The sequence below is a fragment of the Tildeniella sp. genome (assembly GCF_059505325.1).
The window spans coordinates 229,913-244,878 of record NZ_JCACKI010000066.1; the positions used below are offsets into that span (position 1 = coordinate 229,913).

A 14,966-nucleotide genomic window follows, 5' to 3' on the forward strand; every position below is an offset into this window, starting at 1 on the left:
GCATGAACACTGCCAAGCAAAAAAGCCTCGTTCCGTCAGGGCAAAAGGGGTAGCGCTGCGTTCCTTCAGCCGCCTGCCGTTCTCATTCAAGCCAAGCAACTTATCCCTTCCAAAACGAGAGTAACGTTTTCGGTTGGATCTCAGCGCCTTTGTGGTCGGGTAAGACTCGACGCGAAGTAAGCAGCAAATGAGTTACGGCTTCTCGAAAGCCCATGAAGCATTGCTTGGAGGTGTGAAGTGAATAGCTTGCCTAATAGAGTGAACGTTTGAACTTGATTTGCCACAAAGCACTCGCCTTGGCAAAAAACTTTACAGTCAAAGCAGAAACCCTTAACCAACCAGGCTGTGCCAAGCATCTTGAGACGCTTGGCATAAGCGGTATCGATCTTTAAACGGCTTCTGAAGCGACAGCAGTAGGCTGCATTTGAGGTTGGAACTGGAACAACGAGTAAACGACATCGCGGCGGATCTCGGTCATCATTTCCAGGAAGATCTCGTAGCCTTCGCTCTTGTATTCAATTAGCGGATCTTTTTGTCCGTAGCCACGCAGACCAACGGATTCGCGCAGAGCATCCATCTGCTGCAAGTGTTCGCGCCAGAGCGTATCAATGCGCTGGAGGATGAAGAAGCGTTCAGCTTGGCGCATCAGTCCGGGTTGAATCTGATCGATTTGTGCTTCTTTAAGGTCGTAGGCAATGCGGACTTGCTCATGCAGGAAGGTCTTGATTTCGCCGACCGTCATCTCTGCCAAATGATCCGGCTCTAAGTCAGACAGTAAGTAAACAAATTCCTGCACTTTGCTGACCAGGCTCTTGAGATCCCATTCTTCTGGAGGTAAGTCGGGGTTGACTTTTGCTTCGACAATGTCATCCATCGTGCGCTCAGCATATTTCACGACTTGCTCTTTCAGGTCTTGCCCTTCTAAAACGCGGCGACGTTCGGCATAAATGGCACGACGCTGATTGTTCATCACTTCGTCGTATTCAAAGACCTGTTTACGAATGTCGTAGTAGTAGGTTTCAACTTTGCGTTGAGCGCCTTCCAGCGATCGCGTGAGCATCCCTGACTCGATCGGCATGTCTTCTTCGACACGGAAGGCATTCATCAAGCCCGCAACGCGATCGCCACCAAAAATTCGCAGCAAATTATCTTGCAGACTCAGAAAGAACTTGGTGGAACCAGGATCGCCCTGCCGCCCTGCCCGACCGCGCAACTGGTTGTCAATCCGACGCGATTCGTGTCGTTCTGTACCAGTGACGTGTAAGCCACCTAACTGCACCACTTCATCGTGTTCACGGCTGGTAAACGCTTCGTATTCATGGCGAATGAGGTTGTAGACTTCGCGCAGCTTTGCGATGACGGGGTCGTCAGTAGGGGCTTTTTCGCAGGCAACCGCAACGCGATCTTCTGCCTCTAGTTCGGACAGCGATCGCTCACCGTATTGCTGCACACCAACATCGACAGCGGCTTTCAGGAGTTGCTCCGCTTCTTTAGAAAGCTGCGTCGGATAAATCTGGGGCGAGGCTTTCCAGGACTTGACCTTTTTACCAGGCACAAAGCCCTGCCCACCGCCACGGCTTGCCAGTGCTGGGACATCGGTGACACCAAACGTATCTTCGTCTTCTGGCTGCACAATCCGGGGCATGAAGTATTCGCGGATCTTCAAACGTGCCATGTAGTCGGCATTACCACCGAGGATAATGTCTGTCCCGCGACCTGCCATGTTGGTGGCGATCGTCACCGCACCTTTGCGCCCTGCCTGAGCGATAATTTCCGATTCTCGCTCCACGTTCTCTGGTTTCGCATTGAGCAGATTAAAGGGAATATTGCGGTCTTGCAGCAGCTTTGCCAGCAGTTCGGACTTCTCTACGCTGGTGGTGCCAACGAGGACAGGACGACCGACTTCATGCATTTGAGCGCATTCTTCGGCGATCGCGTTCCATTTTGCGTCTTCAGTTTTGTAAACTACGTCAGACAGATCGCGTCGTCCTGTGGGGCGATTCGTGGGAATCGTAGCAACTTCCAGGTTATAGATTTTGCCAAATTCTGCTTCTTCAGTTTTTGCCGTCCCCGTCATGCCTGCCAGCTTGGGGTACAGCAGAAAGAAGTTTTGATAGGTAATCGTCGCCAGCGTTTGGGTTTCGGGCTGAATTTCGACGCGCTCTTTTGCCTCGATCGCCTGATGCAAACCATCACTCCAACGCCGACCCGGCATCACCCGTCCAGTGAACTCATCCACAATCACGATCTCGTCGTTGCGGACGATGTAGTTCACGTCATTGATGAACAGTTCTTTCGCCTTGATGGCATTGAAAACGTAGTGCGCCCAGGGATCTTGTGGGTCAAACAAATCCGTCACGCCCAGGAACTGCTCTGAGGCAATAAAACCCTCGTCCGCAAGGATGACGTTGCGCTGTTTTTCATCGACTTCGTAGTGATTGTCAGGATCGTCTTCGTTTGCTTTGCGGGTAAGGGAAGCAGCCACTTCTGCGGCTCGCATGTACTTTTCACTGGGGCGCTCAACCTGACCAGAAATGATCAACGGCGTGCGAGCCTCGTCAACTAGAACGGAATCAACCTCGTCAATAATGCAATAGTTAAACGGACGCTGCACGACATCTGCCATGGCGGTTGCCATGTTATCACGCAGGTAGTCGAATCCCAGTTCGCTGTTGGTGGCGTAGGTGATATCGCACGCATAGTTACGCTGACGATCGCCAGGACTCATGCTTTGCTGGATCAGCCCGACGCTCAAGCCCAAAAAGCGATGTACCTGTCCCATCCATTCGGCATCGCGCCGTGCCAGATAGTCATTCACCGTCACCACATGAACGCCTTTACCCGCGATCGCATTTAAATAGGCTGGCAGCGTTGAAACCAGAGTTTTACCTTCCCCCGTCTTCATCTCGGCAAGGTGTCCCTTGACCCGTCCACCTTCGTTATCGTGCAAGAGAATGCCACCCAGCACCTGCACATCGAAGTGACGCATCCCCAATACGCGGTTGGCTGCTTCTCGAACAACTGCAAACGCTTCGGGCAGCAGATCGTCTAGCGATTCGCCTTTTTCAATGCGCTGTCTAAACTCGGCTGTCTTGCCCTGTAGTTCCTGATCAGACAGCGGCTGCACTTCCGCTTCCAGTAAGGCAACCTCAGTAATGAGCGGTTGATACTTTTTGAGTTTGCGTACGTTGGGATCGCCCAGCAGAGTCTTAAGCATGGCAGAAAGATAAACGGTTCCTAGTCCTGGAAAGTGTGTTCAATAATCTAAAGATACGATGCCTTGATTACGCCTAGTAAGCCCTCGAATCGTCAGGACATACCTCTGAGACGTGTCTCTAAAGCATTAGCTTGGTCTACCTTAATCCTATCACCGCAATTAGAAGTGAGGCGGGGTTGGCAAGGCTAAAGGCTTAGTAGTTAACGCGATGTGCAAGTAAATTTGCCCTCATCCCCACCCTTCTCCCTACGGAGAAGGGCTTTCGGACTTTTCAGTTCCCTCTCCTTCTGGAAGAGGGCTAGGGTGTAGCTTGCTTCCCGAAGGGTGGGTGTCTCAGCAGGCGTTTCAGGAAAGTCGCACATCGCGCTAGTTATACTTTAAGCCCTCAGCCTTTCCTAAGGCGCGTTCTGCCACTCAGCCGTGAGGCTGCGGAAGTCATATTTATCAGCGCCGGGATGGCAAGAGAGACAACTGCTCAGTCCGGCTCGCGTCGGTAGCTTGACTTTGGGGTGCAAGGCTTTGAAGTAGCGCGATTGGTAGACTCGATAGGGAATGTCTTCGTCTGCGGACTGAGGGCGTGAGAAGGTACGAATATATTGCCAGACGATTTGCAGGTTGGGGGCAACGAGCGGCTGAATCTGGACACCGTAATGCTGGGAATCTTGAATCAGCTGTCGCCAGGTTTCGGTGGGCATGACCTGTGTCGGTATGCCGATGTGGCAGCTCGCGCAATTCTCAAGATAGATGTCCTGACCGAGCTTGAAGCCTTTTGGTATAGCGTCAACGGTGCCGATCGGCTGTACAGCCGTTGATGCTGGCAGGGGCTGTGCAACTGGTGCGATCGCGCGCGGTTCTTTTGCTTGCGCCAGTCCCCATCCCAGGCAAAGGCTCCAAGTCAGCAGCAAAAGCAGCAAAACGATGAGCGATCGTCCTCGCTTGCGTAAGTGCCACCGATCAGTCAATCGGAGGAGCGCGTCACGAGAACGTTGGCGGACAGGATGGGGCATAGAGAAACGAGAATGTTTGAGTTATGAGCGTTAGGTTTTGGGCAAATGGCAGCAAACCGCAAAACCGGAGGCTGATAACTGCTTTGTGTATTCTAGCTGGCAGAGGTCAAGCTTTCATGATGTAAGAGTCTAAATTGTGGCAACGAGTTCCCTTTGAGCAGACAATGTCGCCTTTGATGAAATTCGGTAACGTGAAGTTAGATTATGTTAAAGCAACAAACGTTATTACAGTGATATCTGAATGGATTGTCGTCAGATTCGATTTGCTGCACAGAGGCGTGTGGATTTGATCCAGCTTCAGGCGCTCTTCCAGGTTGCTGCTTTTTGGGCAGCCGATCGCTCCGCTGAAGATATGGCACTGGCGATCGCCAATAGTGATCCCGTCATTACCGCCTGGGATGACGATTATCTAATTGGTTTTGCCAGAGCGACCTCTGATGGTGTCTACCGCGCCACTATTTGGGATGTTGTGATTCATCCTGAGTATCAGGGTGCCGGACTGGGACGGAAGCTCGTCCAGACAGTGTTGAGCCATCCCAAGATGAGTCGCGTTGAGCGTATTTATCTGATGACAACGCATCAGCAGTCGTTTTACAAACGCATTGGTTTTGAGTGCAATACCAGCACGACAATGGTGTTACAGAATCAGCCGATCGCCACGCCGCGATCGCAGTCTACAGCTACCCAGATATCGTCTTCACTAGCCAAGTAATCAGCAGCGTCGCAACGGCAGCAATGCCAATCAGCAGTACGATCAGTGCAAGAACAATCAAGATGACGAAGCGGCGATCGGCAGCTTTAGTGGGTAACGGCGTGGCAACATGGGCTTCTAAAAGTGCCAAGTTGCGGCTATTGGCTTTCCAGGTCGCATCAAACACATCGCCCAAGACGGGCAGTGAACCACCCACCGAATCGAGTACCAGATTTGTCACCATCTGCACCAAGGTTTCTCGCGGCAAACCAAACCGAGCCGCTTCAATAACAATGTAAGCAGAAACAGCAGCGCCGAGAAAATCGCCTGCACCAGGCAGCAATCCCAAGATTGGATCAAGCCCAAACCGAATGCGGGTGCCAGGAATGGCGATCGCGTTTTCGAGCAGATGGGTAACGAGACGAATGCGTTGAAGCGCCGAGGGTTTGTTGGCGTTTTGAGGGGAGCTGACGGGCATGGCGTTAGTGTAGGGGCTATCCACAGAATACCGATCCTGCTCTAAACTGCATCAAGCTACAGTGGTACATTCCAACCATGCCTGCTGTAAAGCGATCTACTGCTGCTCTCGCCACCTCTATTCATCCTCTATGTATGACTAATCAAGTTGAGCCAGTGCCCAATAGCAGCATTGTGATTGAGTATGATCGCATCCCTGCTAAAAAGGAGTCAGAGTTTCGGCAGTGGCAGGCAGATATTCGATCGGGCTTGACTGAGTTTGAAGGTTACCTGCGAACCGATGTTTTTCCAGCCATTCAAGGAGCGCAAGATAAGTGGTATGTCGTGGTGCATTTCGACACGCCTGCGAACCTGAGTCAGTGGCTCGATTCAGATACACGCCATCGTCTCATCAGCCTGGGAAAGCGACGGTTTGGTGCCTATCGTTATCATATTGGCAATGGCTTGACGGGCTTGGAAGCCTGGTTTTCTAAACGCGTTGATGCCAATGATAAGCGTTCAAATCCACCTGCCTGGAAACAGAATTTTGCGGTTCTCTTTGGGCTGTATCCAACGGTGATGGTGGAAACGCTACTGTTTTCTAAACTGCGGCTGATGGAAACGTGGGCACAGCCGTATCAAATGTTTGTGAGCAATTTGGTCAGTTGCTCTTTGTTGACATGGGCGGTGATGCCATCGGTGACATGGCTACTCAGTTTTTGGCTCAAACCGCAGCAAACGACGACCAGGCTTGACCTCATCGGTACGTTATTGGTATTTCTCGGCTACGGGTTAATGGTCGCTGTTTTTCACTCTTTCACCTAATGTCTCATGCTAATTCATGAGCGTTAGCAGCTTTTTGAGTTGGTCTGCGTGCCCTGTTGTGTAAGGATCGGTGTAGTCGATCGCCCAGCATCGTTCAAAATAGTCTCGTCGCTGTTCATAAAAGTGCTCTTGCGCAAGGGCATTAATGAGCGATCGCCAGAAGTAATTAAGTAACAGTCCATTTAAGCGATTCGTCTTTGGTTCCGGTGCAGAGTCAGGAATCAGTTCCAATTCTTTATAAGCTTGCCATTGTAGTTTCATAAAACTCCCATCCCTAGCGGTTTAAGTCATTAACGTTATGCCTCGCACCCACACTTTGCGTTAGTGTGTGGCTGGGATAGCGAAATGTTGATCAATCGCGCCTAGACCAATGGTTTTAGAGTAAGACGGTAAGCTGAGAAACACATCATCCAGGTGGTGGATTTTGTATCGTAGAGTTCAGTTTTTTGGGAGTAGTTGTGAGTCTTTTGAAAGTATTGGGAGGAGCGCGTTATGGATAGCCTGAGGGTCATCGTCATCGGTGCCGGGATGGGTGGCTTGACCACAGGCATTGCCTTACAGCAAGCGGGCTACACCGTTAAAGTTTACGATCGCGTCAGCGAACTGCGTCCTGCGGGAGCAGCCATTTCGCTCTGGTCAAACGGAGTAAAAGTGTTGAATCATCTGGGGTTAGCCAGCGAGATTGCCAGCATTGGTGGACAGATGGATCGCATGTCCTATCACCGTCACACTGGGGAAACGCTGAACGACTTTAGCCTGTTGCCGTTAATTGAGCAGGTTGGGCAGCGACCGTATCCCGTAGCGCGGTCAGAACTTCAGCAGATGTTGCTGCAAGCGCTTGGCACCGAAAATGTACAACTGGGTGCAAAGTGTGTGGGTGTTGAGCAGGATGCTGACAGCGTCACCGCTCTCTTTGAGGATGGTAGTAGCGCCACAGGCGATGTACTGGTGGCAGCAGATGGCACCCACTCGCGCCTACGTCCTTATGTAGTAGGGCATCCCCTCGATCGCCGCTATGTCGGCTATGTCAACTGGAACGGTCTAGTGCCTGCTACAGACGATCTCGCGCCCAAAACGAGCTGGGTGATCTACGTGGGTGAGCACAAACGCGCCTCGTTGATGCCGATCGCAGACGATCGCTTCTACTTCTTTTTTGATGTGCCGATGCCAAAGGAACAGGCACAGGATGCGGGAGACATTCGTGCCGAGCTAAAGCACTTCTTTGACGGTTGGGCACTACCCGTGCAGGCGCTGATTCAACGCTTGGAACCGACCAAAACCAACCGTGTGCTCATTCACGACATTGAGCCGTTAGAAACGCTGGTGCGTGGTCGCGTGGCACTGTTGGGCGATTCGGCACACGGTACTGCTCCCGATTTAGGGCAGGGCGGCAGTCAGGCGATCGAGGATGCGTTCGTACTCACTAACTATCTGAAAACGACCAACCTCAGCGTTGCCGATGCTCTCAAGCGCTATGAGGCAGAGCGAAAGGATCGCGTTGCCGATATCATCACGCGTGCCCGCAAACGCGCTGACATGATTCATGGCAAAGATCCCGAAAAAACTCAACAGTGGTACGAAGAGCTGAAGTATGACGATGGGACACAGACGATCGACGGCATCGCCAAGACCATTTTAGGTGGACCGTTGCGTTGACGGAGTAGCCTATGCCGCCTGAGCCAACGCAGGAACAAATGATTCAGCATCTGCGGCGGGCAAATCAGCTGGCGATACGGTCGCGTCAGTTTGGGCATCACCCCTTTGGAGCGCTGTTAGTGGCACCCGATCGCGAAACGGTACTGTTGGAACAGGGCAATGTGGATACGGTCAATCATGCAGAAGCGGTACTGATTCGGACGGCATGGCTCAATTTTTCATCGGACTACCTCTGGGGCTGCACGCTTTATACAACGGCTGAACCTTGTGCGATGTGCGCTGGAACGCAGTACTGGGCAAACGTTGGTCGCCTTGTATACGGCATTGCGGAGACACGGTTGCTCGAATTAACGGGCAATCATGAGGCGAATCCAACGTTGAATCTCCCATGTCGTGACGTGTTCGATCGCGGTCAAAAAGCCATCCAAGTCTGGGGACCGTTTCCCGAAATGGAAGCGGAAATTACCGACGTACATCGCAACTTTTGGTGATCCTCGTAGCCAATCACCCGCCAGCTATCACGTTCTGATGATTGGCTTTAGACAGCCTTTACAGTCATGCCAGATTAAATTGCGATCGCGGCAGACACCTGTAGGAGCGGGTTTACCATCAAGCAACAGCAACAATTTTGCTGTTGCGTCCGAAACGATTCCATAGATGCTCACTACAATCTCGTTCTCTTCAGCATCTTTGGGAACACTGAAGAAGCGTTATAGCCTAATGAGACCGACAAATGAAATTTAGAGTGTCGTCAAGCAGCGTCCGAGAAACCAATGTACGATTGCTAACGCTGTTCTGTGGCTGTGGGATGGCAGGCTGGGTGCTGATTAGCTACAACGCGTCCTTTGCTATTTGGGTGATCATCGAAGCTATTGTGCTCTACCTTGCTTGGGCTGGCGTTGGCGCGATCGCCGGATCGATCGTTTGTGGTCTCGGTGTGCTCTGGATCGCAACACTGTTCCACCGTGAAGCAGTGTTTTTGGTAGGGGGTAATACATCTCTCTCGCCCGCTCAGGATTGGGCAATTGAACTTTTATTGAATTGGCTCTTAACAACGGTTTTAACGTTCAAGCTGGCGTTCACTCAGCAATTTCTCCGCTCAAACGGTTGGAACAGAACAAAAACGGTTTGCTTGCTGGCGATCGTGGCAAATCTTGGTTTCAGCCTGGGACAGTACAGCAGATTTTTGCTGCCATAGCCTCTTTAAACGTAGGAATTTAGACACAGGAAATAATGGTGAATCGCTCTGACTACTCATCGCATACACCCAGTTATTATTTGTCAAAACTTGCCTCGCCAATTCGAGAAAGCCTGACACCAGAGCAATTAGATGCCTTTCATCAGATTTTGAGTGAAGCAATGCCTAAACCATCTGCCAAGCTGGTTGATCTGCGCTTTGTCATTGATCTAATTGTTTCCCGTTTTTACGTAGTGCTCTTTATTGGCAAAGATCGACGTGCCAAACAGCGAAGATATCTTCCTCGCGTCATGACTCAGATTGGCAATACGATCGCCATCGTCATCATTTTGCTAGGAGCAAACTTAACAGTTAGCGCATTCATTCTTCTGGCAATCTATCTACTAAAATCTGCGATCGGCATTGATTTATTACCAGGACATTTCCCCAACACAGTAAAGCATTTTTTCACTTGAGGCTTCTGACGACCAGCAGCTAGTAGCGCGTTACTGATGCACTGCCAGAGAACGGGGCACTGGGAAAGAATCAGGCAAATATTCTGTCGTAGAACTGATTGCCTTGAACACCATGCCCAAAGAGTCAAACATGCACAAGCAATTCCAGGATTGATACCGCTTGCGATTCGAGATCATCTGGGTTCATTCTGATCAACCGGACGAGTAACTTGGTTCCAATTGTTACTTGTAACATGCCCTATGCTTATGGACAGAAATCTTCTCTGTCAAAAGTCTGTATGCACGTTGTAATATCGAATTTAGCGCATGTTGTCTAGTAGCAGCGCTTGAAGCGCGACGGGAAGGGGGTGATCGCGCAATCCACAAGCTCAGGTAACCGCTTACTTATTCAAAGGTATCAAGTTCTGTTGCTAACTGTGTCAAGTGCGCTTCCTCGGCTTGAATTTGCTGTTCTAACTGGAACTTGGTGGATGGGTCTGTTGCGATCGCCAATGCTGTCCGCAGTTGCTTCAGCTTCTGACTGCGAAGCCTCCACTCTGGTAGTAGTGTTTCTCGTCGTGCCTCTAGTTGTCGTCGCTGCCAGGGCGTTACGCTGATTGTCAGTGAACTGGTTGAGCTAACCAATTGAGGATTGATTGTAGGAACTCCCGGAAAAGGCACATGGTTTGGTACAAGTCGCTCTGGTACTTTGCCTGGAAATCGGGGACGCTGAGCAGGTTTCATGCGTCCCTCCGTTACTGCGGAAAGTAACCGCTGCTGTGCCTCCGTTTCCTCGCAGTTAAAGACATCGATATAGATAATCTGTGCTAATAGTCCGGGTGGATGGCAGTCCTCGGCTCTGACTGGGATGAGTTTGCGCTGAGCGCTGGTTGGGTCTTGGGCAAACGCTGCTGCCCACTCTGGCTGTGGAAATGCTTTCTCCAGGTAGAGTGTTGAGAGAATAGCGATCGTCCTCGTTGCGTCGATCGCGGCTCTCTGCATATCCAGCACAAAGTTACCGCCGGGGCGAAAGTCCCATACCTGAATGACTACCGTGTAGCCAGCCTCCTACAGCACCTACGCCACCCATTCTGCCCAGGCGCGATCGTTTCCGGTGTCGCTGACAAAGAAACCTTTCATGGCAGGCGTTAGCGGCTTATCAGTATAAGGCTGTGGGTGAGAGTTGCTCGACAGTGTCTTCCCGCTCTCAATTTATGCCACAATCCCCAAACCTGCAAAAGCGTGTGCGATCGTGCCTCCATAAAAAGTCTCTGTAGATGCATTTAGAAAATACAGTTACAGAGGCAGTGTTGCTTGACTGGGCAAACTCTTTCTGCAAGCGCCCTCACCTACCCTGCAATCAATTACAGGCTAATAGGTGAAATCCATTAGACCTCCTGCGCAAAGACTAAACCCTCACCGTCGCCCTTTGTTGAATGCTCGATCGGGCTACAGTTTTAGGGAGGCTAAGGCTCGGTTCCCCCGAGCTTTGGGCGCTAAGGAAGTGAAATCTGATTCATGCAGGAAGTCTGCTGCATTGCTTTTCAAATCACCTCAACCACAGTTCGCTGTGTCTGGTGCAGCCTTTGTTGAACATGGTCGGCTAGTCGCAGAGACAACGCCACAATGGTTAGTGTCGGATTGGCATAGCCTCCTGTAGGAAACACAGAGCTGCCAGCCACAAACAGGTTGTCAATTCCATGCACGCGGCATTGTTCATCCACAACGCCTTGCTTGGGATCAACATGCATTCGAGTTGTGCCCATGTGATGAGCCACTCCGCCCGTCAAGACTTGCGGTTCACGAGTAGGGTCTTCTAACAAAAGCTCACCCAAGCCCGATCGAGCAAGCTCTGCGGCTAACAGTGCGTGGGTGCGGCGAATGCTGCTCGCATCCAGTTCACCCCATCGCCAGTGCAACTCAAGCTTTTGACACCCAAGCGGATCGCGATCGGCGCTCAGCGTGACGCGATTACTAGGATTGGGAGCCTGCTCCACCTGATAGAACAACTGAAACTGTTTGAAGCGACGCTGATTGTTGGCTAACTCTGACCAACCCCCACGTCCAAAGCCGTGCAAAAGTGACTGCTTATGCTTAGCTGCCAAGTAGTTAGCCAGCACAACATAGTCGAGTCCCTGAAGTGTCTTGAGCAACTGTTGAGGAATTTGAGCTGGCAGGTTACCATCAACCAGCTCTTCGAGCAGACACTTGAAGGAGGCGATCGCCTTCAACTGTCGCAAACTGGGTCTAGGAAACAGCAAAACACCCACGTTTAGCAACTGTTCCTGCTGCATGAGGGCTTTTGCTGGAGTCAGCTTGCCCATCACTGGCACTTGATTCACCTGCCGCAAATCATAGAGCGCCATCTGGTCAAACAGTTTAGGGTTGTTGGGTCTGAACATCCCTCCGCCAACCAACGGATGATCCATGAAAAAGCGACCCACGAGGTCATGCTGGTTGCCCAAACCGCACGTCTGCTGCTGATTGGATGCAAGTAGCAAGCGAGCATTTTCTAGCCCACCCTGGGCTAAGATAAACACTTTTGCGGCAACGGTAAAGTGGCTGCCCTGAAGGTTTGTCACGCGAACACGGGTGACGGTTTTAGCGGCTTCATTCGCCACAAGTTCCACAACGGTCGCGTTGTAGTAAAGCGTAATGTTGTCTGCTTGAGCTAATGCCTGCCGATATTCCTGAGCAAAGACATTGCGGGGACCAAACTGGAACATCGTTGTTGTGAAGCGATCGCGATCCAGAGGTAGCCGCCGTACCTCCTTGCTCTCCCAGCAATCCGCCTCATAATCCAGCACACCTGCTTTGCAGACCGCCTGAGCACGCTTATAGTAGGGGTTAAGCTGCGCTCTTGAAAACGGCCAGCCGCTATAAGGCAGCCAATCACGCTGCTCAAAATCGATCGCATCTAAGGGTGCATACCGCACGCCCATTTGCCCGTTGCCGATTTTAATCGCCCATTGATTAGAATTGCCGCCGACCTGACGGTAACGACTTAAAAACAGTGACATCCGGGAATCACCCGTTGTGCTAGCCTGCGTAAGAGTTTGTATCTGTGGGTCAGCGTCCAGACCGCCGCTTTCAAGCATACATACTTGGGTATTGCACCCGATAAATTCGCGAGCCAGACTGATGCCAGCGGGACCGCTGCCAACAATACAAATGTCCGTTTCAACGACGTGATCCTCCGGCAGCGTATACGCATCAATCAGCATTAGAAACTCCTATAAGAATGAATTGCGGTTGATTCGATCGCCACGTCAAATGGACGCAAGGCAAGCACAAAGTCGTCCGATGACACCTGAGTGCCAGAACTAATTAGTCTGTGCCAGTTGAGAGCGAGACTGGCACTAAGTCAAAGGACGAAAGACTACGAACCGAATGATTTCGTTACGCACCCATCTACACAAGCGGGCAAGTGCAAACAAGTGCTAAGGAGTTGTACAGAAATAACAGCATGGTCTGTAGCCGTCAGCCGTCAGCCGTCAGCGAAAAGCTGATAGCTGATAGCTGATAGCTGATAGCTGATAGCTGATCCAAAAGTGTGGCGTTATTTTTTAGCAAGCTCTAAGATAGTTTGCTGTCCAACGACTTACTGCAAACTCCCTACCCGCCATAGCTCATCGCGGAGCGCTCGGCTGGCATTGACCAAAGGTTTAGTGACCCGGACACGGTCGTACCACTCGCCCGACGCTATGTTACTGCATGACCCCTTTTGGCTCGATAAATTGGGATTGCTCACCAACGTAACAACCTCTGGATGCAGACGACGGAACAGGTTGAACGCGCCATCAATGTAGACGCGTCCACCTCTGGGGTGCCCAGGCGGGTTCACGATCGTCTCCTCAAAATATTGCACCAACTGCGGCAAAATTCTGGGGTGAACGCAGTAGCAGTGCGACCAGAGAAACTCTCCCTTGAAGGGCACTAGACCGGATTGATGGGGGCGCAGAGCCTGACGCTTGATCGCATGACCGACGTAGCACAAATCCCAGTCGTTTTGAGACAGTCGCTGAATCAGCTTTTCCTGTTCATCTTTTTGGCGCAGCGTATGACGAAAAATAGCATCGTCTTCAAGAATCCAAACCCGTTCTAAACCGTCCTGAAGGGCTTCTTTGAGAATGCCCAGGTGTCTAATAAAATTGCTGTAAACCCCGATCGAAGGAAAGCCGTTGGCTTCAGTCGGGCGAGGTGGTGCTGGAAAGCGCACCTTTGGGTCTTTGATATCGATACCCAAACCCGTTAGTTCATAACTTAGCGCTTGGTAGCGATCAACTCGCTCGGGCAGATGAATGATGTATATGCGATCGAAAAAGTCGATTAAGTGCACTGATGACTCCTAAAAGAATAATTGTTCCAGCAGCAGAGTTGCCCTGGCACGTGACGTAGAAGATTGTCGCTAAGCCCTTAAACCTAACTACAGACGCACTTTAAGAGCGACATCTGCAAGTTATGTCTGACGATATGACCAGTTAATCAACCACCAGGATCTAAGAGACAACGCTGTTTGAATCGCTGATGTGATCTGAGAAAACAGATGACGAAGCTGTTTAAAGCCTGAGTAGTGCACGATTGACCATCTGATGAAAGTGGCGTTGAAGGTACCGTAGAATCCAACGTTCAACAGTGCTCCATTCGCAATCACTGATTGCAGCAGCTCGACCATTAGTTGAAGCTGCTGAATCTCCCGTTCATTAAACTTGCGCGATCGAAAGGTGCCAACATGCAACACTCCGACACCATGACAACCAAGCTGTAGGGGAACGCCAACCATTGATTGCAAACCCCGATGCCGCAAAATTGGACTTACAACAGCTACCGCTGCCAAATCCTCGACCAGCATCGGTGCTTGCTTTGCAGCGATACCACCAGCAAACCCTTGCCCAATCGGAATGCGAATCTGTTGAGTGATCTCCTCTTCAAGCCCGATCGTGGAGCGGACGGTCAGGTCTTGAGTATTTGCCTCCGACAGCAGAAGCGTGACCGTATCGACAGCCATGTAGGTTTTTAGCCACCGAAACAGGTGCTTGCAGAAGCGGTCAATTTCAACTGAGGTGCTGACTTTGGTTGCTTTTGCCATTGCCTTGTCAGCTTTATCTTGCAGTCTAGAGATCTGCTTTTCAATTCTTTGCAGCATCCGACCCCGTTCGATCGCAACCTCCATTTCTGGAATCTGCTCCAATGAAATATATTGAGATTTTGCTCCATTGGGCAGTAACCCGCCTTTGCTGCTGCGAAGTCGTGCGTATCGGGCTTCAAAACGACCGCTTCCACTAGCAGTACCGCCTGCGGTCGCTCGTTCCAAGCGGCAACCCTGTAAGTAAACCTGCCCTCGGATCTCAGCCGCAAGCGCTTTGAGCCTTTTTATTTCTGCATGAATGTCAATCATGGAACATTCGTGTTATTCTTCCTGTCTCTGTATTTTGCAGGAAAAAACACGAATGATCTGTGAAGTCTCAGTGAAGCAACGTAA

Annotated in this window: 14 protein-coding genes and 1 pseudogene; 6 read left to right on the forward strand and 9 right to left on the reverse strand. The window is 51.0% G+C overall.

The features are described 5' to 3' along the window. Positions 1 to 388 precede the first annotated feature (388 nt). A complete protein-coding gene (secA, locus tag AC5JO6_RS24110) occupies positions 389 to 3,217 on the reverse strand; it encodes a preprotein translocase subunit SecA (RefSeq protein ID WP_496083582.1) in 2,829 nt (942 codons plus the stop codon). Between the two features lie 395 nt (positions 3,218 to 3,612). Then, positions 3,613 to 4,224 carry a diheme cytochrome C gene (locus tag AC5JO6_RS24115; protein ID WP_496083583.1) on the reverse strand — a complete coding sequence of 204 codons (612 nt, stop codon included), beginning with the start codon at positions 4,222 to 4,224 and terminating at the stop codon, positions 3,613 to 3,615. Between the two features lie 241 nt (positions 4,225 to 4,465). Between AC5JO6_RS24115 and AC5JO6_RS24120 the strand changes: the two genes are divergently transcribed. Then, positions 4,466 to 4,936 (forward strand): GNAT family N-acetyltransferase, encoded by a 471-nt coding sequence (locus AC5JO6_RS24120; RefSeq protein WP_496083584.1) that lies wholly within the window; start codon positions 4,466 to 4,468, stop codon positions 4,934 to 4,936. Here the strand turns inward: AC5JO6_RS24120 and AC5JO6_RS24125 are convergent. Next, a complete protein-coding gene (locus AC5JO6_RS24125; protein ID WP_496083585.1) occupies positions 4,905 to 5,417 on the reverse strand; it encodes a DUF4112 domain-containing protein in 513 nt (170 codons plus the stop codon). The genes AC5JO6_RS24120 and AC5JO6_RS24125 overlap by 32 nt on opposite strands. Positions 5,418 to 5,527: 110 nt before the next feature. Between AC5JO6_RS24125 and AC5JO6_RS24130 the strand changes: the two genes are divergently transcribed. Then, positions 5,528 to 6,196, forward strand: a complete 669-nt coding sequence (locus AC5JO6_RS24130; protein ID WP_496083586.1) for a hypothetical protein — start codon at positions 5,528 to 5,530, stop codon at positions 6,194 to 6,196. A gap of 9 nt (positions 6,197 to 6,205) precedes the next feature. Here the strand turns inward: AC5JO6_RS24130 and AC5JO6_RS24135 are convergent, their stop codons facing one another. Beyond that, positions 6,206 to 6,457 (reverse strand): hypothetical protein, encoded by a 252-nt coding sequence (locus tag AC5JO6_RS24135; RefSeq protein ID WP_496083587.1) that lies wholly within the window; start codon positions 6,455 to 6,457, stop codon positions 6,206 to 6,208. Between the two features lie 231 nt (positions 6,458 to 6,688). On the opposite strand from AC5JO6_RS24135, the gene hpxO reads away from it, so the two are divergent. Both hpxO and AC5JO6_RS24145 read left to right on the forward strand, forming a co-directional pair. Continuing rightward, on the forward strand, positions 6,689 to 7,852 hold the full coding sequence (gene hpxO / locus AC5JO6_RS24140; protein WP_496083588.1) for an FAD-dependent urate hydroxylase HpxO: 1,164 nt from the start codon (positions 6,689 to 6,691) through the stop codon (positions 7,850 to 7,852). An 11-nt stretch (positions 7,853 to 7,863) separates the two neighbouring features. Beyond that, positions 7,864 to 8,343 (forward strand): nucleoside deaminase, encoded by a 480-nt coding sequence (locus AC5JO6_RS24145; protein WP_496083589.1) that lies wholly within the window; start codon positions 7,864 to 7,866, stop codon positions 8,341 to 8,343. A 27-nt stretch (positions 8,344 to 8,370) separates the two neighbouring features. Here AC5JO6_RS24145 and AC5JO6_RS24150 read toward each other — a convergent pair whose 3' ends face one another. Next, positions 8,371 to 8,517: a hypothetical protein gene (locus AC5JO6_RS24150; protein WP_496083590.1), complete on the reverse strand. Its 147-nt coding sequence runs from the start codon at positions 8,515 to 8,517 to the stop codon at positions 8,371 to 8,373. Positions 8,518 to 8,585: 68 nt separating this feature from the next. Here AC5JO6_RS24150 and AC5JO6_RS24155 point away from each other — a divergent pair, with 68 nt between their 5' ends. After that, positions 8,586 to 9,050 carry a hypothetical protein gene (locus AC5JO6_RS24155; RefSeq protein WP_496083591.1) on the forward strand — a complete coding sequence of 155 codons (465 nt, stop codon included), beginning with the start codon at positions 8,586 to 8,588 and terminating at the stop codon, positions 9,048 to 9,050. A 35-nt stretch (positions 9,051 to 9,085) separates the two neighbouring features. Then, positions 9,086 to 9,505 (forward strand): hypothetical protein, encoded by a 420-nt coding sequence (locus tag AC5JO6_RS24160; RefSeq protein WP_496083592.1) that lies wholly within the window; start codon positions 9,086 to 9,088, stop codon positions 9,503 to 9,505. Between the two features lie 384 nt (positions 9,506 to 9,889). On the opposite strand, the pseudogene AC5JO6_RS24165 reads toward AC5JO6_RS24160, so the two are convergent. The 4 genes and pseudogenes from AC5JO6_RS24165 to AC5JO6_RS24180 all read right to left on the reverse strand — a co-directional run. Continuing rightward, positions 9,890 to 10,540 (reverse strand): annotated as a pseudogene (locus AC5JO6_RS24165) (toll/interleukin-1 receptor domain-containing protein); the annotation flags it as partial. Between the two features lie 488 nt (positions 10,541 to 11,028). After that, positions 11,029 to 12,708 (reverse strand): GMC oxidoreductase, encoded by a 1,680-nt coding sequence (locus AC5JO6_RS24170; protein ID WP_496083593.1) that lies wholly within the window; start codon positions 12,706 to 12,708, stop codon positions 11,029 to 11,031. A gap of 377 nt (positions 12,709 to 13,085) precedes the next feature. Beyond that, a complete protein-coding gene (locus AC5JO6_RS24175) occupies positions 13,086 to 13,823 on the reverse strand; it encodes a hypothetical protein (protein ID WP_496083594.1) in 738 nt (245 codons plus the stop codon). 120 nt (positions 13,824 to 13,943) lie between these two features. Continuing rightward, positions 13,944 to 14,882: a GAF domain-containing protein gene (locus AC5JO6_RS24180; RefSeq protein WP_496083595.1), complete on the reverse strand. Its 939-nt coding sequence runs from the start codon at positions 14,880 to 14,882 to the stop codon at positions 13,944 to 13,946. Between the last annotated feature and the right edge of the window lie 84 nt (positions 14,883 to 14,966).

Excerpts from the sequence above, each read along its gene's own strand:
- hpxO (WP_496083588.1), top strand. The coding sequence starts at position 6,689 with ATGGATAGCCTGAGGGTCATCGTCATCGGTGCCGGGATGGGTGGCTTG.
- AC5JO6_RS24180 (WP_496083595.1), bottom strand. The coding sequence starts at position 14,882 with ATGATTGACATTCATGCAGAAATAAAAAGGCTCAAAGCGCTTGCGGCT.
- AC5JO6_RS24170 (WP_496083593.1), bottom strand. The coding sequence starts at position 12,708 with ATGCTGATTGATGCGTATACGCTGCCGGAGGATCACGTCGTTGAAACG.
- AC5JO6_RS24130 (WP_496083586.1), top strand. The coding sequence starts at position 5,528 with ATGACTAATCAAGTTGAGCCAGTGCCCAATAGCAGCATTGTGATTGAG.
- AC5JO6_RS24160 (WP_496083592.1), top strand. The coding sequence starts at position 9,086 with ATGGTGAATCGCTCTGACTACTCATCGCATACACCCAGTTATTATTTG.
- AC5JO6_RS24155 (WP_496083591.1), top strand. The coding sequence starts at position 8,586 with ATGAAATTTAGAGTGTCGTCAAGCAGCGTCCGAGAAACCAATGTACGA.
- AC5JO6_RS24145 (WP_496083589.1), top strand. The coding sequence starts at position 7,864 with ATGCCGCCTGAGCCAACGCAGGAACAAATGATTCAGCATCTGCGGCGG.
- AC5JO6_RS24115 (WP_496083583.1), bottom strand. The coding sequence starts at position 4,224 with ATGCCCCATCCTGTCCGCCAACGTTCTCGTGACGCGCTCCTCCGATTG.
- AC5JO6_RS24120 (WP_496083584.1), top strand. The coding sequence starts at position 4,466 with ATGGATTGTCGTCAGATTCGATTTGCTGCACAGAGGCGTGTGGATTTG.
- AC5JO6_RS24135 (WP_496083587.1), bottom strand. The coding sequence starts at position 6,457 with ATGAAACTACAATGGCAAGCTTATAAAGAATTGGAACTGATTCCTGAC.
- secA (WP_496083582.1), bottom strand. The coding sequence starts at position 3,217 with ATGCTTAAGACTCTGCTGGGCGATCCCAACGTACGCAAACTCAAAAAG.